Source organism: Sphingorhabdus sp. (genome assembly GCF_046292425.1).
Classification (GTDB): Bacteria; Pseudomonadota; Alphaproteobacteria; order Sphingomonadales; family Sphingomonadaceae; genus Sphingorhabdus_B.
In genome coordinates this window covers 1-19,314 of the sequence record NZ_JBKBQV010000004.1, presented here as the reverse complement: position 1 = coordinate 19,314, position 19,314 = coordinate 1, and the positions used below count along the sequence as shown (strand labels likewise).

Sequence of the window (19,314 nt, the reverse complement as noted above, 5' to 3'; positions counted from 1 at the left end):
CGGTTCATCTGGATTGTTTTTATGCGCGCTACTGTCACCATCTGTGGCGGGTATCGGGAAACAATTGCCATACACACGCGTTGACTCGTCGCTACTTCACAAAGGAGACGACAATATGGACATACGCAACCACGATATTGAGACCATAAACAGTCTTATCAAGACTACCATTGACAGTGTCGACGGATACCGGTCGGCCGCAGAAGACGCAGATAGCGGTCAGTTCCAATCGATCTTTTTTGAACGCGCCAATGAACGGCAACGCGTTGCTGAAGAACTGCGTCAACATGTGCGTTCTTTAGGCGGTGATCCGCAAGATGATGGTTCGGTGTTGGCAGGCGCGCATCGTGCATTTATGAACTTGCGCGACGCAGTGACTGGCCGGGATGATCAAGCAATAATTGCTGAAGTCGAACGCGGTGAAGATCACATCAAAGAGAAATTCGAAGCCGCGATGCAAGACGGCAATCTTGGCACCGAAACTCGTTCGCTGATCAGCCAATGTTATGATTCGGTGAAATCCGGTCATGACCAGATGCGAGATCTGAAAAACGGAATGAGGGCTGTTTGACACTGTTCTAAGCAGTTCTGCTTAGATAAATTTTTTCGGATATGGGCTCCATCGGTATTGCCGTTGGGGCCCTTTTAATTGTCCTGACGCTGCACAAAAGAAAACACCCCGGCGGTGAGGCCGGGGTGTTAGGGCGCTGGTCTAGGGGGGGGGAGGGCGACCAGCTAGTCAAAAAACAGTATTACCTATTTCCCGACCTAAAAATATCGTTTGGGAAAAGCAAACGCGCCCGCCCGAACATTGTTCCCAAAAAATTATGCAGCTTTGATATCAACGTCGACATCGCGATGCATAAGCAGGGCCTGACCGATGGTTGCGATAACAGTTTCGGGTTCAAAAGGCTTGGTTATCAAATAAGTAGGCTCCGGCCGCTCACCTGTGAGTAACCGTTCCGGGAAAGCTGTAATGAAGATTACGGGAACCGTCTGCTCCGCCAGAATATCCTTCACCGCATCAATGCCGCTTGAACCGTCTGCAAGACTGATATCGGCGAGTACAAGTTCCGGTCGCTCTTCGCGCGCTTTGGCTACGGCTTCTGCCCGGGTGCGCACAATTGCGATGGCTTCATGGCCAAGGCCTTCGACAATCTGTTTGATATGAAGCGCTATGATGGATTCATCTTCAATAATTAGCACGCGCGCAGATAGCGCGTCTTCTATTGCGCTGCGTGCGGCCTGGACATGTTGCCTAACGTCGTCCTGTTCAATGCCCAATATCACCGCCACTTCCTCGACGCTGAATCCTTCAACTGTAGCCAGCAGCAGGCTCTGGCGACGCTTCACTGGGAATTCGGCAATGACGCCACTACGTCCGCGCGATTCCAGAGGCGCGATCATTTCACTATTCCAGATCCGATGAAAGGTCCTGAACAACTCGGTCTTCACCGGTGCGGTCTCGTCCCATTCATCCGGGGCTTCCAATAATGCTTCCAGTGTTTCGCGCACTGCTGCGTCACCAAGTGATTGTGAGCCGGTCAATGCACGCGCGTAACGCCTAAGATACGGCAATTGAGATGCCAGTTGCTGCCTAAATGACATAGTTACTCCCTTTGCTAGCCCACCTAATACGCCTGAAACGCAATTTTGTTCCCTCAGGATGGAACAATATCATCTTGAGCGGTTTAGACGAGTATGAAAAAAAATCCTCTTCTGCCCAAAATGTGGTATTGAACAATGGGCATAACGACAGATTATGGTCACCCGGGTTCGGGCACCTTTCCGAGCGCCTGGCAAGATGGAGAGGGTCAATTGGGTAATAATAAGACTAAACGGCGCACAGCGGGACGTGGCGGAGCCATGGATCCCGAATTTGACTCGCTGACCGCAGCGTTGCGCCAGATGCATGATAGCATTACGAACGAACCGGTTCCTGAAGATTTTCTTGATCTTCTTGACCAGATTGATGCCAAATTTTCGGCGTCTAAGAAGTTTTCGTGAGCGCCCTTTCGGTGGAGCCGCTTGCCAAACACGACAAACAGGACGCGTCCGATGATTTTCGGAAGCAAATGGTTGCGCTTATTCCATCCTTACGTGCGTTTGCCCGTGGCTTGTGTGGAAACAGGGAACTGGCTGACGATCTGGCGCAGGAAGCGATGATGCGTGCGTGGGCGGCCCACGAAAGTTTCACGCCAGGTACAAACTTCCGTGCATGGATGTTCATGATCTTGCGCAACCAGTTTTATACCACGATGCGCAAAAACTCGCGCATGACCAGCTGGGACCCCGAAGCGGCAGAACGTCTGCTGGTGGAAGCCCCCCCGCAACAGCATCACATCCACATGACGGATGTGGAAAAAGCCCTGCAGAAACTTCCTGCTGAACAACGTGAGATTCTCATGCTCGTTGGTGCCGGTGGTGCCAGTTATGAAGAAGCGGCTGAGATAACGGGATGTGCCATTGGCACGGTCAAAAGTCGGCTTGCCCGCGGACGCGTCGCTCTGGCTGCATTGATCAATGGGCCAGACGAGGCCGTTTTGAAAAAAACCGCTCTTGCCAAGCCAACCCAAGAAGGATCGGGTAAACGTCCCGACCCCATTCCAGGCGTTTGATTGTAAAAACACCAGCTCCTGGGGGCGTAAGTGGCTATATTTCGACCATTGACGATGCGGCAGGGACTTATCCTGATCGTTTTAGCAGCTTTACTGCCAGTGGTTGTTGCAAGTTTTTTTCAGGGCCTCTCAACTCTGAAAAATACCCAGTCATTAGCCTTTGAACGCTTAAGTAGTACCGCAAGCGCAGTCGCCGAGCGTCAGCGCGATCCTTTTGTCATCGCGCAGCATCTTTTGCTTGCCCATTCAGCCAATAGCGACGTTACGAATGTGACCAGCCGCTGCGCTTCAGCACTTCGCGCATCCTTAAGCAGCTATCCGCCCGTGACAAACATCGCGCGGACGACGGCTGATGGCATCGTGCGCTGTTCTGCTATGCCTCATACGGGGATGGTGAGCCTCGCCAATGAAAGCTGGTGGCAGCGCGGCGTGAAAGCCGCTGGCATGACGATCACGAAGGTACCGGTTTTCGCGCCTATTGCCCGGCGAGATGTGTTGTTCCTTATCTTGCCGATCCGTGGTGCCAATGGGCAGGCCGACGGCACTTTAAGCGCCGCGATCGACGTAGGCCACCTGCGAGCTGCTCTCCAAAAAGCAGAAATTGGCAATGATGGCGCACTGGCAATCGTTACGCGCGACGGGAGTATTGTTACGCAGGGCAACCGCAGCTTGGCGTTCAAGCCGGACGTTAGTGCCGGGGAAGACCAACCTGTCGAGGCGCGCGACGCGCGGGGCGTGGAGTGGATTTACACCTTGCACAAATTGTATGGCTCGGACCTTTTCGTTGTTTATGCCGAACCGCGCGACCAATTGATGGCCTTGGCCGTGTGGCAGATTCGTGCCAGCATATTATTACCTGTGATTGCAATCCTTTTGGCAACAGTTGCTATCTGGGTGGGTACCAACAGACTGGCGCTCATATGGCTACGCGATTTGCGTACCGTCTCGGCCCGTTTCGCCAAGGGTGATTTCGCAGGCGACCGCCGCAGATTCGATCGTGCACCAGAGGAAATCGCCGCATTTAGCGCGGATTTGCATAGCATGGCGGACGTAATCGATCGCCGCAATACCGATTTGACGCAGGCCCTGGAGGCCAAGAGCTTGCTCACGCGCGAAGTGCACCATCGGGTGAAGAACAATCTTCAGATTATCAACAGCCTGCTAACGCTTCAGTCGGGCCGTGTCTATGAAGGGGCTGCGAAAGAGGTTCTGGCGCAAACCCGCTCCCGGATCAGCGCGTTGGCACTCATCCACCGGCTTTTATATGAGCAGGATAATGGGTACGAGCGCGGCGAAGTGGTCATTGACAATTTGATGACTGAATTGTGTACGCAATTGCGCGGTGCAAGCCGGTCTGCATCCAATGTCGAGCTAATCTGCCATGCAAGCAGCTTTCCCGTGCCGATTGATTACGCTGTTCCGTTAACATTATTTGTGGTCGAGGCGGTTACGAATGCATTCCGCCATGCCTTCCCGAAAGAAACACGCGGAGAAATCCTTTTGCAGTTTCATCTTGATGACGACGATGCTGTTCTCGATATCTCTGACAATGGTCAGGGCTATATTGTCAGCGACGAAATTGGCCAAATGGGCACCGAACTAATGCGCGGCTTTGCAACACAAGTCGATGGCATCCTGTCGATAACGAGTAGTGAAGGGATTGGAACACGAGTCGTTCTAAGATTCCCGCTCCCAAATGCAGCCGGAACAGAGAAGCAGCGGACAGACAACCCGCCGGCAATATAGCGACACAGCAAGGGGAGGGATGAATGTCAGGTAAGTTTCTTGTCAGAAAGCTCAATGCCTTTATCCCGCTGCGGGCTGATGGCGAAAGAGCCATTGACGCACTGGCATCAAAGCGGGTCAAATCCCTGCCACGCGGGCATGACATCATTAGCGAGGGCGAAGACCCCAGAACAGTAAACCTCATTGTCGATGGCTGGGCGTGCCGGTACAAAATATTGGAAGATGGCAGACGGCAGATTTTGGCGTTCTTCGTGCCCGGAGACCTTGCTGATTTGAATATCTACATCCTGGACGCCATGGACCATTCGATCGGGTCAATCACACCACTGCAATACGCTATGTTCACTCCAAAAGAATTTGAAAAGCTCGGTGACGAACATCCGAAGGTCTTGCGCGCATTATGGTGGGATTCGTTATTGACGTCTTCGATTCAGCGGGAATGGCTAGTCTCGGTGGGCCAACGTAACGCTGTTGAAAGCCTCGCCCATTTGGCGTGCGAACTGTTTCTGCGGCTCAAAATGGTTGGCCTGGCTGAAAATGGTCTGTGTCGTTTCCCGCTCACTCAATGTGATATCGGAGATGCGCTTGGGATGACTCAGCCCCATGTCAGCCGGACGATCAAAGATCTCAACGCCAGCGGCGTGGCAACCATCCAGCGCGGCACGCTTCGGGTAAATGACCTGGCGGGTCTGCGAAAACTAGCTTTATTCAACCCAAATTATCTTCATCATCTGTACGAAGCAGCATTATAAGCAAATAAAAAAAGGCCCGCCAGTTACCTGACAAGCCCTTCTTTCAGATGAATGCAGAACTATTATCTGTTCTGCGCGTCTGCTGCATCTTCCATGGCATCAGCCTTGGCTTCACCCTGCTTGCGAACAGCGTCAGCTTTGTTTTCCATGGCGTTTTCAGCCGCAGAATCCACGCCGTCAACTCGCGTATCAAGGTTATCCGCCTTTTCTTCCATGGCGTCAGCTTGTGCTTCAGTGCTTTCGCGAACCGCGTCAGCCTGATTTTCCTGTGCATTTTCCGCACCAGAGTCACAGGCACCAAGCGTTGCGATCGACAAAGACGCAGCAAGAATCATAATGGACTTTTTCATAAATTTATCCCTCAATTAAGTAATTAGCGGACCCGGCCGCGACGGAACATGTTGACGATTGCCAACAGAACGACTGCACCCAAGAACGACGCGATCAGCGAACGGATATCAAAATTTCCGCTGGTGATTGGTGCGCCACCAATCAGGGGGGTGATGATAAAGCCTGCCAGAAAGGCACCCACGATGCCAACGATGACGTTCAAGAAAATGCCTTGTTGGCCATCCGTGCGCATTACGATGCTGGCCAGCCAACCCAAAATGCCACCGACGACCAGAATGATAATGATATTCATGTTATTTCTCCCTTTCAGAGTGCGAGGGAAAACATCGCTTGTGCGATTTGGTTCCCATTTTGTCGGAACTCCGCCCACGTGAGCGATTAAGGCGCTATCCAGAGGAACCCTACCAACACGTCGCTGGTTAAAAGATGATGGCACATTCCAACTGAAAGCGAGGACATTATGGCTCAGTCAGATAATATGAAAAAAGCGCCGGGCAGCGGCCAGAACCGTAGCCACGGTGACTCTACGTCCAATCATGCAAAGTCAGGCAGACATACCACCGCCAAGTCCGCGCAGGCCCGCAAAGGGACGGGTAAGCGCAAAACACCGACAGAGGTACCGTCGTGGTTGGGCGCCGTAATGTCGGTGGTGGGCGTTGGCGTGGCAGTTGGCGCGGGACTCTATGCTACGCGCCATCAATGGATGCCAAAGGCGGGGGCATGGAAAGACGATTTCTCCGCTGCCTTCGCTGATGATGAAACTGACTATGAAAATTTTGATCAGACCCGACATGCCGGCGCTGAATCCATGCGTGACGATCAACCCGACGACTGGAACGACGTCGATGACATGTCGGACGCGTCATTTCCTGCAAGCGACCCTCCCTCATTCACCCCAGGGACTGCGTCATGATTGAAGGAAGCGAAGACGTCGTCCCGAGGGTACAGGAAGACGCGCTTCCTGGCCATGAAACGGCGCTCCATCCCAAGCCTGAATGGCACCCCCGGTTTTTGGGATCGGGCCGATTGGCGGGAAAAGTGGCAATGATTACAGGTGCGGACAGCGGGATAGGACGCGCCGTTGCGGCATTGTACGCCCGTGAAGGCTGCGATGTCGCGATTCTTTACCTGAATGAACATGACGATGCGCAAATAACGGCTCGCGCGGTAGAAGCCGAGGGCCAGAATGCCATGTTAATTCCGGGTGACATCGGTGACGCAGAATTTTGTCGCCGTGCGGTGGAAGATGTCGTCGCGCGCTTTGGGCGACTTGATATTCTTGTCAACAATGCCGGTGAGCAACATCCAGACGACGACATTCGCGACATTACGGAGCAGCAACTGAAGCGAACTTTCCAGACCAATGTGTTTGGCATGTTTTACCTGACTCAAGCAGCGATAGATCACATTCCAGCTGGCGGCGCGATAGTGAATTGCACCAGTGTGACCATGTATGAAGGGTCCAAGGGCCTGCTTGATTATTCTGCGACGAAGGGTGCCATCACTGCATTCACCCGAAGCCTGTCGGAAAATCTGGTTGAAAAAGGCATCAGGGTAAATGCAGTTGCGCCGGGACCAATCTGGACGCCACTCAACCCTATGGGAGGCGCACCGCCAGAAAAGGTCGCACATTTTGGCGAGAGCACGCCGATGAAACGTGCCGGCCAGCCCAATGAGGTGGCCCCCAGCTTCCTGTTTCTGGCTTGTGACGATTCCAGTTATATGTCGGGGCAAGTTCTGCACCCCAACGGAGGCACAGTGGTAAACGGATAATATTTAAGGGCTGTCTGCAATATGCAACAGCCCTTAAATCAATTCAATAATTCAGATTCAGGCGGCGGACTTTCGACCGGCGTCTCATCGGGCATACTGCCGGGATAATCGGTATCACCTTGATCTGGCACAATCTCATCCGGAGTATTACCGGGCACCTCGTTTGGCGGGCTGTAAGGCTTTGGATCAGGATCGACCATTTCTTGCATGTTCATCATCATCAAATCACTCCCAGATAGACAGCGATCATCGCGACCACCGCCAGGACCAACGAAACCGCTAGCACATAACGCACGCCCATGCCTGTCTTCCCGGCGCGGGCATCTTCCTTTTCAACTCTCATGCAGTTTCTCCTTGTGTGCATAGCTTAAAGTTAACGCCTGAAGCGCCGCTTGGTTCAAATATGTCCCGCCTCACGCTGGATCTGCCGTTATCAGAGCCATTAACCGCTGCTCTGCCGCGGTCAGGCCTTTGCGCCGCTTGATCGACAATGCGGCCAAAGCCTGTGCCGGATCATCCGTTGCTGCCAGGTCAAGCACGGCGGGATGCACATAGCTTTTGCGTGCTATGGCTGGCGTATTCCACAACACACAGGATGCCGCTTCACACGCAACGCGGATGCTCGGCTTGTTTGCCTTGCGCAACGCTTCGAGCGCGGCAACGCTGCCATGCCAGGTGCGAAACATTTTTGCGCTGATGTGCTCCACGCCCGTCAGGTCTTTCAGCCAGTTATTGACATCGCCGCTATCCAAGGGGTGAACTTCTCCATCAATGCCGATATACTGGAATAAACGCTTTCCGGGCAAATCATGGATTTTCTCCAGAATGCGCTGGAGCCTTTTGTCCGAGACGCTGCACCGGACCTTTTTTCCGCCTTTGGCCGTATACTGTAGCCTAAGCTTGTCCTTGTCGTAACGGATATTGCGCAGGAGCAGCGTCGTCGCGCCCTGACTTGTGCGAGACCGTCCGCCAATACGCATGGCGGTATGGTCTAACAGGCGCACGACGGCAGCAGTTGCGACCTCCTTTGCGAAGACATCGTTCTTTTTGGCATTGGAAAGGATGGACTCAACCACCCGACGAACCTGCGGCACTTTGCGGCCAAATTCAGATAATTTATCGAATTTCGCGCCGCTTTGCGCTTCACTCCAAAGTGGATGGTATCGATACTGTTTGCGGTTCGCCTCATCCAGACCCGTCGCTTGGATATGCCCGTTTGCATCCGCGCATATCCAGACATTGCGATAAGCGGGCGGCACCGCCAGCGCCTTGATCCGGGCAAGCTCGGACTTGGTGCTGATGGTTTTGCCATTTAAATCGAGATAACTAAACCCTTTGCCCCGCCGGATACGAGCAATGCCGGGTTCGGAATCCGAAACATAAACTAACCCGGCATGCATCTGGTTATAAATATGTGTTTAGTAGAACTGGCCACGAATGGCGCCGTTCGGAAATTCCGACGTGTTGACTTGAATATAATAAGAACCCGAAGAACGCTCGACGGAATCCTCCAGCCATTCGGCGCGGCCAACGCAGTTTTTCCATCCGCCTTCATTGGCTTTACGCATTTGGATGACCACACGCCCATTCTGTCCCTTGGCCCCACGATAAATCGCTGCCGAGGTGATATTTGAAATCCCGCGTACATCGTTCAGGTCGTAACAAATTTGGTTGGCTTCATCGGATACCGACAGTTCGGCCTTGGCGTAGCCGTCTGTATCGCCGCGTGATCCCACAATTTCTGCTCCGGTCAGGCTAGCCCGTTTTGTTTCGGACACGGCCTCTGCAACGGTTTCTTCGACCGTCGCGCAGCCCGCTAGGCCAATTGCGAGCAGTGGTGCCAAAATACCAATGGCTTTCCAATTTTTCTGCATATTGCGCATCCCGAATCTCCTTTTCGTTCAACCGGTTTTGCCCGGCGCTAAGCTCAAAACCGGAGATGGACGTGAAAGTTCCGGCGGCGTCGCCAGCCAAATTGCAGGCTATAAACGCGCAAATGGCGAGGATGACATAATCACGACTTGCCGTGCCGCTTTTGTATGATAGCAATGGGCTATGGGCGGATTTCCTTTTAGCGCGATCGTCGGACAAGACGAAATGAAGCGCGCGTTACTGATCGCTGCGGTTGATGCGCGTATTGGCGGTGTCATGATTTTCGGTGACCGTGGCACCGGCAAATCTACCGCGGCACGCGCGCTGGCCGCGACATTGCCGTTGATCAAGGTGGTCGAGGGATGCAGGTTCAACTGCGACCCCGATCAGCCGCACGATTGCCCCGATCATTGCACCAGCAACAGGGCGCGCAAAATTTCGGTGCCCTTTGTGGACCTGCCCTTGGGGTCGACCGAGGACCGCGTGCTTGGTTCGCTTGATCTTGAACGCGCGCTCGCGCATGGCGAGAAACAGTTTGAGCCCGGATTGCTGGCCAAGGCGCATCGCGGTTTCCTGTATATCGACGAAATCAACCTGCTTGAGGATCATGTTGTGGACCTGTTGCTTGATGTGGCGGCATCAGGCGAAAATCTGGTCGAGCGCGACGGCTTGAGCATCCGGCACAAGGCGCGCTTTGTCCTTGTCGGCAGTGGCAACCCCGAAGAGGGCGAATTACGCCCCCAGTTGCTCGACCGCTTTGGGCTTTCGGTTGAAGTACGCACCCCGCAGGAAATTTCACAGCGTGTCGAAATCATGAAACGCTGCGACGCGAATGAGCAGGACGGCACAGGTTTTGCGGCAAGCTGGGCAGGCGAAGACGCGAAGGTGCTTCGCCGCATCGCCCGTGCAAAGGCGGCTTTGCCCTCGGTAGAGACACCGGAAAGCATATTGTCGGACATGGCTGAGCTCTGCAAGGCCGTCGGCGCAGACGGGCTTCGCGGTGAACTGACACTAATGCGCGCCAGCCGCGCGACCGCAGCGCTTGATGGCAAAAAAACCGTTACGCGGGCGCACCTAAAATCCATTGCGCCCTTGGCACTGCGTCACAGGCTGCGCCGCAACATTCTGGACGAGACCGGCTCGACCGTCCGGATCGAGCGCGCACTGGAAGAGCTTTTCGGGTGAGCGCAACCGCGTCATTGGATGCGGCCATCAGTGACGCAGAATTGGCGCTTGATCTGTTCGTGCGGGCACCAGCAGCTTTCGGCGGGATCATATTGCGCGGCGATAGCCCGATCCGCGACAAGATGGTAAGCGATGCGCGGGCTGCTATTGCGCGCCGTGGGCCTGTCATCAAAATCCCCTCCAATGTCGATGCCGACCGGCTGCTTGGCGGTCTTGATCTGACCGCAACCCTGTCAGCTGGCAAAGGCATCATGCGCTCCGGGTTGTTGAATGAAGCAGCCGGCGGCGTGGTCATCCTACCGATGGCAGAGCGCAGCGCAGCGAATGTCGCGGCGCACATTGCGCAGGCCATGGACGAGGGCGATCTTGCGGTCATTCTACTAGACGACGGCGCCGAGCCTGACGAAATGCCGCCTGCTATCCTGATGGAGCGTGCCGCCTTTCACTGCGACCTGTCCGCGTTACGCCCATGCGCGGCGCATGACTGGCCCGACGCAAAGGCGATGTCGACCGTCGCCTCGCTTTCCAACGAACAACTCCACGCAATTGCGGTGACGGCCTTGGCACTTGGGGTCAATTCAGTCCGGCCGCTGATCTTCGCGAACCTCGCCGCGCGTGCACATGCCGCGCTCCATGGCCGCGCAGATGTCATTGACGCCGACATAGCCGCTGCCGGTCGGCTCATTCTGTCGCCTCGCGCGACACAAGTGCCGCAAATGGAGCCACCGCCACCAGAGCCGGAACAGGACGATACGGCGCCTGACAACGAGCCCGATAACAGCGAAGAAAACCGCAACATCGAAGATATCGACCTCGACGATATCGTGCTTGATGCTGCCGCCGCCGCTATTCCCAAACATATCCTTGACCAGATTGACTTGGCGACCCGGCGCGGCGGAAAGGGCACTGCAGGCAAGTCAGGGCAAAAGCAGAAATCGGCGCAGCGCGGCCGCCCGATGAGCGCACGCCCCGGCACACCCGGCAATGGCAAAAGGCTTGCGTTGATCGATAGTCTGCGCACTGCTGCACCCTGGCAGAAATTGCGCCGGCAAGCTGCCAGAGCGGGTGACAACCGCAAGATCCATATCCGCACGTCAGACCTGCGCGTGCGTCATTTTGAACAGCGCAGCGAAACGCTGACCATTTTTGCGGTCGATGCATCGGGTTCATCGGCGCTGTCGCGTCTTGCCGAGGCCAAAGGCGCGGTCGAAATGATGTTGGCGCAAGCCTATGTCAAACGCTCCCAAGTTGCCTTGATCGCTTTCCGGCAAAACGCAGCCGAAATATTATTGCCACCCACGCGGTCGCTCACGCGGGCGCGGCGCGCGTTGGCCGCGTTACCCGGAGGCGGTGGCACCCCGCTTGCAGCAGGGTTGCTGGCGGCGGGGCAGTTGGCTGAAACAGCGACGCGCGCTGGCCAGACGCCGTTGATTGCAGTGCTGACCGACGGCAAGGGTAATGTGGCGATGGATGGGACCGCCAACCGGACAGTAGCAATGGAAGAAGCACATCAGGCGGCGCGCAATTTATCGATGCTCGGGATCAGCAGCATCGTCATCGACATCTCGCCTCGCCCGCGCGAGGAAGCGGCGGAACTGGCGGCGGCGCTGAACGGGCGCTATCTGCCCTTGCCGCAAGCACAAAGCGCGGCGATGGTCGCTGCGATCGAAAGCCTGTGAGCGGTCGCTATCCCGACTGGGCCACCGATGGCAAGGATTGGCCCAATCGCGAACACAGCAGCTTTGTGCGTGCTGGCGGCTATACATGGCATATGCAACAAACCGGGCCGGACACCCCCGATGCACCCGTCTGCCTGCTCATCCACGGCACGGGCGCCGCCACGCACAGCTGGCGGGCGTTGATGCCTTTGCTGGCAAGGCAATATCGCGTCATCGCAATGGACTTGCCCGGCCACGGCTTCACAAAGTCCGGCGCGAGCGGCAATGTGACCATGTCAGGAATGGCCAAGTCTATAGCCGCTTTGCTGGAGGAGCGCGGCTGCACGCCTGATTTCATTGTCGGCCATAGCGCCGGTGTGGCCATCGCGGCGCAACTGTTGCTCGACAAAGGCTGGAACGTGCCGTTGGTTGGTTTTGCGCCTGCGCTCATGCCCTTCCCCGGCCTTGCCGCGCGGATATTTCCTTCGCTGGCCAAGATGCTGTTCACCAACCCGTTCGTGTCGATCATCTTTTCGCGCATGGCGCAGACTCCCGGGCAGACCGCCAAATTTCTTGCCCGTTCAACCGGATCAAAGATCGACGTGGAGGGCGCGAAATTCTACACGCGGCTGTTCAGCAAATCGGGCCATTGCGACGGCGCAATCCGCATGATGGCCAACTGGCGGTTGGAAGCACTTGGGGCGCGCCTTGGTGCGATTGCATCTCCTGTCTTGCTGGTGCATCCCGCGAAGGACGCGGCTATCCCGAAGTCTGCGGTCACGGATGCCGCACGGTTGATGCCACATTGCGAAATACTGGAAATGCCGGGCCTTGGCCATCTGGCGCACGAGGAAGACGCTGCGCAAGCGGCGCAGATCGTGACGAAGTTTTGGAAGGGTAAGGGGCATGCTTGAGTTTCAAACATCGCATGCGTTATTGACCGTAGGTATTGATCCTTGACGCGAGGGAGAAACGACATGGAACCGACCGCTTTCGACAATATGGGCTGGATCGAAATCGTCTTCGGCGGGATTGTCGCCTTGGGCTTTGGCTTCTGGCAATTATGGTCGATCAATCGCGAGATCGCCAAGGACAAGGAAAAAGCCGCGAAGGATGATGGCTCCGAAACAAAGTGACGGGCAAGCTTTCTGTTATCCCTGCGCCGGCGGGAATGCTGGTAAGTATGAGGTGAGGGCATTAGCCACTTGCAATGTAGGATTTGCGCTGTCAGTTTCGACAGGCACATCATTAAACGCCCCATGGCTGTCGGAGCATTAAACCAGCCCCAGATATGTCCGCAGCGTTTTAGGTGAGACTTTAGTGTGACTTTCCGCCGCTAACGCGCAACCGTCCTTGCAAAGGCTGTGCCCCTAAGTCTCTCGCGGCATCTTGTAGGGCAGCATGAATTGCACGACCGGATTGATCAGCCGGTCAAGCGAAATGCTTTCCTGAATGGCCACAACCGGCTCCCCCCACAATCGCGCGGACAAGGCCGTGCGCGCGTAAAAGGGCGAATCTTCCCAAGTCTTGATAACCGACGCATGCCCCCTGTCAGCGCGTGTCTGGCGCTCCATACCCCAGTAAGTATAGGGCATTGGCGCAACCATCGGCAGTTCAACCTCAGCCGGTGCGCCGCTTGAGTCAAAGCGCAAGGCGCTGGCAAAATGGCTGCCGTCACGCCGCTTGCCTTCGTAGATGACCGCAACCTGCTTGGCGACATGCGCGCGTGACCAGTGCCAGCTCTGAAAGCCGTTCTCGATCGGCTCACTGCCGTGATTGCTGTCGAGATAGGCGCTGCCGTTCCACGCTATGTCCGGCTGTTGCATCTTGACCTCGACCGCTGCCCGCGGGGCAATGGCCTGCCAATGGTGATGGCCTTGGGGGTCAAGTTTGAAGCTGCGGTCATTAAGCATTTCAGGCGTCAGGATGATCTGCCCCTTCACCCGCCGCCGCCACGGAATGCCCAGCCGGATGTCGCGTTCTTCGATATCGATGATCAGCCGGTCCTTGTCCCAACGCATCGCGCTTGGCCCGATTTGTAGGGAGTCGCGTTCCTGGACAGTGTCGCCAACGCCCCGCTCGGTCATCACCCAGCGCGCGCCTTTGCCGTACAGGGCGATGTTCAGGCAGCTATGGTCAACGGGCATGTCGCGGCCGGATTTCTTGTAATAAGGCGAAAATACGCTGCCGATAAACCCGATGATGGTTAGCCCGAAGCGCCCATCATGGCTGAGCGCGTCGACATACCACCAGCGATAGCCTTGCGGTGGAACCAGCGTGTCGAAATATGGTCGGACAGCAAGGCTTGACTCGCAAGCTTCCCCGACAAGGCGGCCATGGGCACCCCGGCCCCCGGATGAGTCGCCCCGCCCGCGCAATAAAGCCCACGGATCGACGTCCGGCTGCCGGGCCGGAGGAAGGACGCCGCCCACCCGTGCGAGGCCCGTCCATAAAGGGCTCCACCCGTCGCCGGGAAGAGTGTCGCGAAATCCGCTGGCGTCACCAACCGGTGCGGCAGCGGCTCCTCCAGCTCCAGTCCGCACGCGCGCAAGCGTGCCAGCATGTCCGTCGTGCATCTGTCTCTCTCCTTCGATGCGTACTGTTCTGTGTCGCCATTGGCCGGCGCGTTGACGATGATCTGCAGCCTTTCGGCCTGACCCGCAGGAACCGGCGACCGCCCCCGATCCAGCGCGCAGACATAAGCGGTTGGGCTGGCAGGTGGTCGGCCCGATTTGATGTCGCAAAACTCGGCTTCATAATCGCTCGAGAAAAAGACATTATGGTGATCAAGTTCAAAGCCGCCGGTCTTGGCATTGGCCAGCCAGACCAAAGCCGAAAGCGACCGGGCCTTGGCTGGCATCTTGCGTGTCGCGGCTGTGGCGGGGCGTCCCAGCAGGCCTGACGCCAAGGCGGCAGGATCGCCATTGAAGATGACCTTGTCGGCAGCGAGATATTCGCCGCTGGCAAGTTCGACCCCGGCGACGGCTTTGTTCCGGACGTCAATGCGCGATACAGATGCGCCGTAACGAAATGTGACGCCCTGTTCCCGGGCCAGCTTTTCAAGGCCCGCAGCCAACGCACTCATGCCGCCGTCGATTGCCCAGACCCCCTGCGCCTCCACATGGGCAATCAGCATCAATGTCGCGGGTGTCTGGAACGGGGAGGAGCCGCAATAGGTGGTGTAGCGACCAAAAAGCTGAAGCAGGCGCAGGTCATCAAAATGCTCCTTGAGCACCTTCCACAAGCTCTCATAAGGGCGAATGGCAATCAGTGCGCCGACACGCCAGAGGCCAATGCGCCACATCAGGCCGGGGGGATAGGTTTTGGAATTTTGCAGAAACGGGCGGTCAAGAATGTCGAAAATACGCCGCGCTTCTTTGGAGAAGCTTTCAAAGCCTACGGCAGCCTTCGCCCCTGCGAATTCCCCGATTGCCTCTTTGCTGCGTGCATGATCGGCGAACAGATCCAACCGCGTTTCGCCATCCCAGGCATGGCGCGCAATACGGTCGGCCTTGTGTAGAGTCACATAATTTTCTGTCTTGGCACCTGCGGCGGCGAAGATATCGTCCACGACATTGCGCATAGTAAAAACGGTCGGGCCAGCATCGACCTTTGCTCCGTCCAAATCCAGTTGCCGCACTTTGCCGCCTGCGCCCGCCTCTTTTTCGAGTACCGTTACCTCCAACCCGCGCGACGCGAGAAGCACGGCGCTGACAAGGCCGCCAATGCCTGCACCAATGATCAAAGCGGACGGAGTTTGGCGGATGATATATACCCCTGACGAAGATTGAATTGACCAAAGGCTATCAGAAGTCCAATCAAATGGACAATATATTATGTCACAATGTTCTTACATCCCGTCATGGAAGGCACGTTGGGTGCTTCGCCGGAACGCAATTCTGGGCAGTCCGGGGTTCCAGCGTTGGGCTTCACGTATGCCAGTGGTTCGCAGCATCGCTCGGCGAAAAGCCGCTGCGCAGTTCGATATGATTGCTGGGTTCGTCTATTCGCAAATTCTGTCCGCCTTCGTCGAGTCGGAGCTTATCGGCTTTCTAAATGGACGACTGCGAAGCCTGCCCGAGGTTGCAGCGTTTACGAAACTTGGATCTGACGCCGCGTCGAGATTGCTCCATGCTGGCGAATCGCTGCAAATTTCGCAGTCGCCTGATTTGGGGTTCTGGACGCTGGGCGAAGCAGGCGCTGCCTTGTCCTGTAACACCGGCGCCATGGCAATGATTCGCCATCACCGATTGCTCTACAAAGACTTGACCGATCCGCTTGTGCTTTTCGCGCAGGACCGCCGCGAGGAGACAGCTTTGTCCGCATATTGGACCTATGCCTCCAAAGGGGACAGTCTGGAGAAGGCGGCGGATTACTCCGAATTAATGGCCGCTACTCAACCGATGGTGTCGCAACAAATTATCGACGCGTATGACTTCTCCGCGCATCGCCGTATGCTTGACGTGGGCGGCGGATCAGGTGCGTTTGCATCCGCCATTCTTCAATCTGCACCCACGTTGGAAGTCGGGATATTCGATCTGCCCGAGGTCATTGCTGCAACCAAGCAGCGACTTGGATCGGAGCAGTGGGAGCTGCACCCCGGAAGTTTCAAGACCAGTGCACTGCCCGAAGGCTACGACCTCATAACCCTATGTCGGATAGCGCACGACCATGATGATGATGTCGTCGCGGCGCTATTGGCCAATATCCATTCTGCCCTTCCCGAAGGTGGAAGACTCCTGATCGTCGAACCAATGGCCGACAGCCCGCAGGCGAAACCGATGGGCCACGCCTATTTCGGGCTTTATTTATGGGCGATGGGGTCGGGACGACCGCGTACGCGCAACGAACTCACTGAGATGTTAAAAATTGTGGGCTTTGGGGAAATCAAGTCCGTTCGCACCGACCTGCCGATAATCACCAGTGCACTTGTCGCGATTAAATGACACCCTACTGTCCAATTTATTTGACAATTAAAACTGTTCCGATAGTTTGACACCTGAGAGAGTCTCCATTCTGCAAATCAGACGAGGGGCCAGGAGGACAAGACAGGTTGGAAACATCAGCCATCATTTTCGATGCACCGGGCAAGTTGTCAATGCGCACCACTGCATTGACGGCAATGGGCGACGGCGACGTATTGGTCGAAATCCATTATAGCGGCATCAGCACTGGCACAGAGAAGCTTTTGTGGTCCGGCAATATGCCAAGCTTTCCGGGCATGGGATATCCCTTGGTTCCTGGATATGAATCGATTGGACGCATCATTGACGCAGGTCCTGAGTATCAGCAGAGAATCGGCGAATGGGTCTTTGTCCCAGGCGCCAATTGTTACCGCGATGCGCGCGGGCTGTTCGGGGGCGCCGCGCGCAACGTCATTTTGGCGTCAGCTCGCGCTATGCCCATTGATGAAAAACTTGCCGAGCAAGGCATATTATACGCACTTGCCGCCACCGCACTCCACGCCATCAGTAGGGGCGAACTGCCGCAGCTGATTATTGGCCACGGCATTTTGGGTCGCCTGCTGGCGCGTCTTACGATTGCCGCGGGCGCTCCGCCGCCAGTGGTGTGGGAGACTAATTCCACCCGGCAAAGCGGCGCAGTCGGATATCACGTCATCCATCCGCAGGATGACGACCGGCACGATTATGGCCGCGTTTACGATGTCAGTGGCGACGCGTCATCCATCAACGATTTCATCGGCCGGCTCGCTAAAGGCGGTGAGCTGGTTCTTGCCGGATTTTACAGCAAGCCAATTGGCTTCGACTTCGCCCCAGCGTTCCAACGTGAAGCGCGCATCCGCGTTGCCGCCGAATGGCAACCTGACGACCTACACTCGGTACACGCCCTTATTGAAACCGGCGCGCTCGACCTTTCGGGCCTGATTTCCCGCATCGAACCAGCTTCGCACGCGCACACGGCCTATCCCGAAGCTTTTGAAAACCCTGATTGCCTGAAAATGGTACTCGACTGGAGAAACTGCGCATGACTATGCTCGACATAGAGGCTTTACGCGGTGAAGCCGCGATCGAACCGGATCCTGTTCATACGGGCGAGGTAAAGAAAGAAACGCAGATCATCGCGATCTACGGCAAGGGTGGCTCGGGCAAGAGCTTCGCACTGTCGAACCTAAGCTACATGATGGCGCAGCAAGGCAAGCGGGTTTTGCTGATTGGTTGCGACCCCAAGTCAGATACAACTTCGTTGTTATTCGGCGGCAAAAGCTGTCCCACGATTATTGAAACCTCATCACGCAAGAAACTGGCTGGTGAAGAAGTCTCCATCGAAGACGTTTGCTTCCAACGTGACGGCGTCTTCGCGATGGAACTTGGCGGCCCCGAAGTGGGTCGTGGATGCGGCGGACGCGGGATCATTCATGGCTTTGAACTTTTGGAAAAGCTTGGCTTCCACGATTGGGGCTTTGACTATGTACTGCTCGATTTTCTGGGCGACGTGGTCTGTGGTGGCTTCGGTCTGCCAATTGCGCGCGACATGTGCCAAAAGGTTATCGTTGTCGGATCCAATGACCTGCAATCGCTCTATGTCGCCAACAATGTGTGCAAGGCCGTAGAATATTTCCGCAAAATGGGCGGAAATGTAGGTGTCGCCGGCATGATTATCAACAAGGACGATGGCACTGGCGAGGCACAGGCTTTTGCCGAGGCTGTCGATATCCCGGTGCTAATAGCAATCCCCGCGAACGAAGATATTCGTCGCAAGTCTGCCAATTATCAAATCATCGGCACGTCCGACAGCGAATGGGGCACTCTTTTTGCGCAGCTTGGTGAAAATGTCGCCAACGCACCACCCCGCCAGCCAAGGCCGCTTGAGCAAGACAGTCTCCTTGGCCTGTTTTCGCCAGATGAAGTCGGCGGCAACATTCAACTTGTGCCCGCAACACAGGCAGACATGCGGGGCGGTGCTTACGAGGTAAAACCATCGCTTGAGGTCATTTATGACGAGGTGTGATGCATGACTGATCTCGTCGCCCCTGCAGGAACTGACCGTGCGCGTGACCGTATGGACGTGTCCGCTGCGCCCGATGAGGGTAGCGGCTGCCATGGCGGCAAAGAGGTCATGCTCGAGGCCGCGAAGAAGGCTGGTAAAAGCGAAATTCTAGACCAATATGCAAACGATTACCCAGTTGGTCCACATGACCAGCCACAATCCATGTGCCCCGCCTTTGGATCACTGCGCGTTGGCCTGCGCATGCGTCGCACCGCGACGATCCTGTCAGGATCAGCCTGCTGCGTTTACGGACTGACGTTCACATCACATTTCTACGGCGCCCGTCGAAGCGTCGGCTACGTGCCCTTCAGTTCGGAAACCCTTGTCACCGGAAAGCTGTTTGAAGACATC

At 56.0% G+C, this 19,314-nt stretch carries 23 protein-coding genes and 1 pseudogene; 15 read left to right on the top strand and 9 right to left on the bottom strand.

The window, feature by feature from the left end; all coding sequences use genetic code 11:
* Positions 1-115: 115 nt before the first annotated feature.
* The gene (locus ACK4S7_RS01650) at positions 116-571 is read left to right on the top strand and encodes a PA2169 family four-helix-bundle protein (RefSeq protein ID WP_409643858.1); all 456 of its coding nucleotides are present in this window, start codon (positions 116-118) and stop codon (positions 569-571) included.
* A gap of 254 nt (positions 572-825) precedes the next feature.
* Here the strand turns inward: ACK4S7_RS01650 and ACK4S7_RS01645 are convergent, their stop codons facing one another.
* Positions 826-1,608, bottom strand: coding sequence for a response regulator (locus ACK4S7_RS01645; RefSeq protein WP_409643856.1), 783 nt, complete (start codon positions 1,606-1,608; stop codon positions 826-828).
* A 210-nt stretch (positions 1,609-1,818) separates the two neighbouring features.
* Between ACK4S7_RS01645 and ACK4S7_RS01640 the strand changes: the two genes are divergently transcribed.
* The 4 genes from ACK4S7_RS01640 to ACK4S7_RS01625 are packed head-to-tail and all read left to right on the top strand — an operon-like array spanning position 1,819 to position 5,116.
* Positions 1,819-2,007, top strand: coding sequence for a NepR family anti-sigma factor (locus ACK4S7_RS01640; RefSeq protein WP_409643854.1), 189 nt, complete (start codon positions 1,819-1,821; stop codon positions 2,005-2,007).
* Entirely contained in the window at positions 2,004-2,618 is a 615-nt protein-coding gene (locus ACK4S7_RS01635; RefSeq protein ID WP_409643852.1) for a sigma-70 family RNA polymerase sigma factor, read from the top strand. The genes ACK4S7_RS01640 and ACK4S7_RS01635 overlap by 4 nt, the downstream gene beginning before the upstream one ends.
* A gap of 30 nt (positions 2,619-2,648) precedes the next feature.
* Entirely contained in the window at positions 2,649-4,364 is a 1,716-nt protein-coding gene (locus tag ACK4S7_RS01630) for a histidine kinase dimerization/phosphoacceptor domain -containing protein (protein WP_409643850.1), read from the top strand.
* Between the two features lie 23 nt (positions 4,365-4,387).
* Positions 4,388-5,116, top strand: coding sequence for a Crp/Fnr family transcriptional regulator (locus ACK4S7_RS01625; RefSeq protein ID WP_409643848.1), 729 nt, complete (start codon positions 4,388-4,390; stop codon positions 5,114-5,116).
* Positions 5,117-5,178: 62 nt separating this feature from the next.
* Here the strand turns inward: ACK4S7_RS01625 and ACK4S7_RS01620 are convergent, their stop codons facing one another.
* A complete protein-coding gene (locus tag ACK4S7_RS01620; protein ID WP_409643846.1) occupies positions 5,179-5,466 on the bottom strand; it encodes a hypothetical protein in 288 nt (95 codons plus the stop codon).
* A gap of 23 nt (positions 5,467-5,489) precedes the next feature.
* Positions 5,490-5,759 (bottom strand): GlsB/YeaQ/YmgE family stress response membrane protein, encoded by a 270-nt coding sequence (locus tag ACK4S7_RS01615; protein WP_409643844.1) that lies wholly within the window; start codon positions 5,757-5,759, stop codon positions 5,490-5,492.
* A gap of 186 nt (positions 5,760-5,945) precedes the next feature.
* Here ACK4S7_RS01615 and ACK4S7_RS01610 point away from each other — a divergent pair, with 186 nt between their 5' ends.
* Both ACK4S7_RS01610 and ACK4S7_RS01605 read left to right on the top strand, forming a co-directional pair.
* On the top strand, positions 5,946-6,380 hold the full coding sequence (locus tag ACK4S7_RS01610) for a hypothetical protein (RefSeq protein ID WP_409643842.1): 435 nt from the start codon (positions 5,946-5,948) through the stop codon (positions 6,378-6,380).
* Positions 6,377-7,240: an SDR family oxidoreductase gene (locus ACK4S7_RS01605; RefSeq protein WP_409643840.1), complete on the top strand. Its 864-nt coding sequence runs from the start codon at positions 6,377-6,379 to the stop codon at positions 7,238-7,240. The genes ACK4S7_RS01610 and ACK4S7_RS01605 overlap by 4 nt, the downstream gene beginning before the upstream one ends.
* Before the next feature lie 38 nt (positions 7,241-7,278).
* Here ACK4S7_RS01605 and ACK4S7_RS01600 read toward each other — a convergent pair whose 3' ends face one another.
* The 4 genes from ACK4S7_RS01600 to ACK4S7_RS01585 form a co-directional block, all read right to left on the bottom strand.
* Entirely contained in the window at positions 7,279-7,461 is a 183-nt protein-coding gene (locus tag ACK4S7_RS01600) for a hypothetical protein (RefSeq protein WP_409643838.1), read from the bottom strand.
* Entirely contained in the window at positions 7,461-7,583 is a 123-nt protein-coding gene (locus ACK4S7_RS01595) for a hypothetical protein (protein ID WP_409643835.1), read from the bottom strand. The genes ACK4S7_RS01600 and ACK4S7_RS01595 overlap by 1 nt, the downstream gene beginning before the upstream one ends.
* A gap of 70 nt (positions 7,584-7,653) precedes the next feature.
* Positions 7,654-8,640, bottom strand: coding sequence for a DNA topoisomerase IB (locus ACK4S7_RS01590; RefSeq protein ID WP_409643833.1), 987 nt, complete (start codon positions 8,638-8,640; stop codon positions 7,654-7,656).
* Positions 8,641-8,658: 18 nt separating this feature from the next.
* Complete coding sequence (locus ACK4S7_RS01585; protein WP_409643831.1) at positions 8,659-9,123, bottom strand: CHRD domain-containing protein; 465 nt, start codon at positions 9,121-9,123, stop codon at positions 8,659-8,661.
* A gap of 172 nt (positions 9,124-9,295) precedes the next feature.
* On the opposite strand from ACK4S7_RS01585, the gene bchI reads away from it, so the two are divergent.
* The 4 genes from bchI to ACK4S7_RS01565 all read left to right on the top strand — a co-directional run bounded on the left by bchI (position 9,296) and on the right by ACK4S7_RS01565 (position 13,091).
* Positions 9,296-10,297 (top strand): magnesium chelatase ATPase subunit I, encoded by a 1,002-nt coding sequence (gene bchI / locus ACK4S7_RS01580; RefSeq protein ID WP_409643829.1) that lies wholly within the window; start codon positions 9,296-9,298, stop codon positions 10,295-10,297.
* Positions 10,294-11,976: a magnesium chelatase subunit D gene (locus tag ACK4S7_RS01575; RefSeq protein WP_409643827.1), complete on the top strand. Its 1,683-nt coding sequence runs from the start codon at positions 10,294-10,296 to the stop codon at positions 11,974-11,976. The genes bchI and ACK4S7_RS01575 overlap by 4 nt, the downstream gene beginning before the upstream one ends.
* Positions 11,973-12,869, top strand: coding sequence for an alpha/beta fold hydrolase BchO (bchO, locus tag ACK4S7_RS01570; RefSeq protein WP_409643824.1), 897 nt, complete (start codon positions 11,973-11,975; stop codon positions 12,867-12,869). Before ACK4S7_RS01575 ends, bchO begins: the two co-directional genes overlap by 4 nt.
* Before the next feature lie 63 nt (positions 12,870-12,932).
* The gene (locus ACK4S7_RS01565) at positions 12,933-13,091 is read left to right on the top strand and encodes a hypothetical protein (RefSeq protein WP_409643822.1); all 159 of its coding nucleotides are present in this window, start codon (positions 12,933-12,935) and stop codon (positions 13,089-13,091) included.
* Between the two features lie 234 nt (positions 13,092-13,325).
* On the opposite strand, the gene ACK4S7_RS01560 is transcribed toward ACK4S7_RS01565, so the two are convergent.
* Together ACK4S7_RS01560 and crtD are read right to left on the bottom strand one after the other, a co-directional pair.
* Positions 13,326-14,102, bottom strand: a complete 777-nt coding sequence (locus ACK4S7_RS01560) for a hydroxyneurosporene dehydrogenase (protein WP_409643820.1) — start codon at positions 14,100-14,102, stop codon at positions 13,326-13,328.
* A 59-nt stretch (positions 14,103-14,161) separates the two neighbouring features.
* Positions 14,162-15,700 (bottom strand): 1-hydroxycarotenoid 3,4-desaturase CrtD, encoded by a 1,539-nt coding sequence (crtD, locus tag ACK4S7_RS01555; protein WP_409643818.1) that lies wholly within the window; start codon positions 15,698-15,700, stop codon positions 14,162-14,164.
* A gap of 91 nt (positions 15,701-15,791) precedes the next feature.
* On the opposite strand from crtD, the gene ACK4S7_RS01550 reads away from it, so the two are divergent.
* The 4 genes and pseudogenes from ACK4S7_RS01550 to ACK4S7_RS01535 all read left to right on the top strand — a co-directional run.
* The gene (locus ACK4S7_RS01550; RefSeq protein WP_409643816.1) at positions 15,792-16,901 is read left to right on the top strand and encodes a methyltransferase; all 1,110 of its coding nucleotides are present in this window, start codon (positions 15,792-15,794) and stop codon (positions 16,899-16,901) included.
* Between the two features lie 107 nt (positions 16,902-17,008).
* The gene (gene bchC, locus ACK4S7_RS01545; RefSeq protein ID WP_409643814.1) at positions 17,009-17,944 is read left to right on the top strand and encodes a chlorophyll synthesis pathway protein BchC; all 936 of its coding nucleotides are present in this window, start codon (positions 17,009-17,011) and stop codon (positions 17,942-17,944) included.
* Positions 17,941-18,924, top strand: a complete 984-nt coding sequence (locus tag ACK4S7_RS01540; protein ID WP_409643811.1) for a chlorophyllide a reductase iron protein subunit X — start codon at positions 17,941-17,943, stop codon at positions 18,922-18,924. Before bchC ends, ACK4S7_RS01540 begins: the two co-directional genes overlap by 4 nt.
* 3 nt (positions 18,925-18,927) lie before the next feature.
* A pseudogene (locus ACK4S7_RS01535) lies at positions 18,928-19,314 on the top strand (chlorophyllide reductase subunit Y); the annotation flags it as partial.

Bases quoted from the DNA above. Each gene is read 5' to 3' on its own strand.
- ACK4S7_RS01650 (WP_409643858.1), top strand. From the start codon at position 116: ATGGACATACGCAACCACGATATTGAGACCATAAACAGTCTTATCAAG.
- ACK4S7_RS01645 (WP_409643856.1), bottom strand. From the start codon at position 1,608: ATGTCATTTAGGCAGCAACTGGCATCTCAATTGCCGTATCTTAGGCGT.
- ACK4S7_RS01625 (WP_409643848.1), top strand. From the start codon at position 4,388: ATGTCAGGTAAGTTTCTTGTCAGAAAGCTCAATGCCTTTATCCCGCTG.
- ACK4S7_RS01620 (WP_409643846.1), bottom strand. From the start codon at position 5,466: ATGAAAAAGTCCATTATGATTCTTGCTGCGTCTTTGTCGATCGCAACG.
- ACK4S7_RS01615 (WP_409643844.1), bottom strand. From the start codon at position 5,759: ATGAATATCATTATCATTCTGGTCGTCGGTGGCATTTTGGGTTGGCTG.
- ACK4S7_RS01610 (WP_409643842.1), top strand. From the start codon at position 5,946: ATGAAAAAAGCGCCGGGCAGCGGCCAGAACCGTAGCCACGGTGACTCT.
- ACK4S7_RS01605 (WP_409643840.1), top strand. From the start codon at position 6,377: ATGATTGAAGGAAGCGAAGACGTCGTCCCGAGGGTACAGGAAGACGCG.
- ACK4S7_RS01600 (WP_409643838.1), bottom strand. From the start codon at position 7,461: ATGATGATGAACATGCAAGAAATGGTCGATCCTGATCCAAAGCCTTAC.
- ACK4S7_RS01595 (WP_409643835.1), bottom strand. From the start codon at position 7,583: ATGAGAGTTGAAAAGGAAGATGCCCGCGCCGGGAAGACAGGCATGGGC.
- ACK4S7_RS01590 (WP_409643833.1), bottom strand. From the start codon at position 8,640: ATGCATGCCGGGTTAGTTTATGTTTCGGATTCCGAACCCGGCATTGCT.
- ACK4S7_RS01585 (WP_409643831.1), bottom strand. From the start codon at position 9,123: ATGCGCAATATGCAGAAAAATTGGAAAGCCATTGGTATTTTGGCACCA.
- bchI (WP_409643829.1), top strand. From the start codon at position 9,296: ATGGGCGGATTTCCTTTTAGCGCGATCGTCGGACAAGACGAAATGAAG.
- ACK4S7_RS01565 (WP_409643822.1), top strand. From the start codon at position 12,933: ATGGAACCGACCGCTTTCGACAATATGGGCTGGATCGAAATCGTCTTC.
- ACK4S7_RS01560 (WP_409643820.1), bottom strand. From the start codon at position 14,102: ATGCCCGTTGACCATAGCTGCCTGAACATCGCCCTGTACGGCAAAGGC.
- ACK4S7_RS01550 (WP_409643816.1), top strand. From the start codon at position 15,792: ATGTCACAATGTTCTTACATCCCGTCATGGAAGGCACGTTGGGTGCTT.
- ACK4S7_RS01540 (WP_409643811.1), top strand. From the start codon at position 17,941: ATGACTATGCTCGACATAGAGGCTTTACGCGGTGAAGCCGCGATCGAA.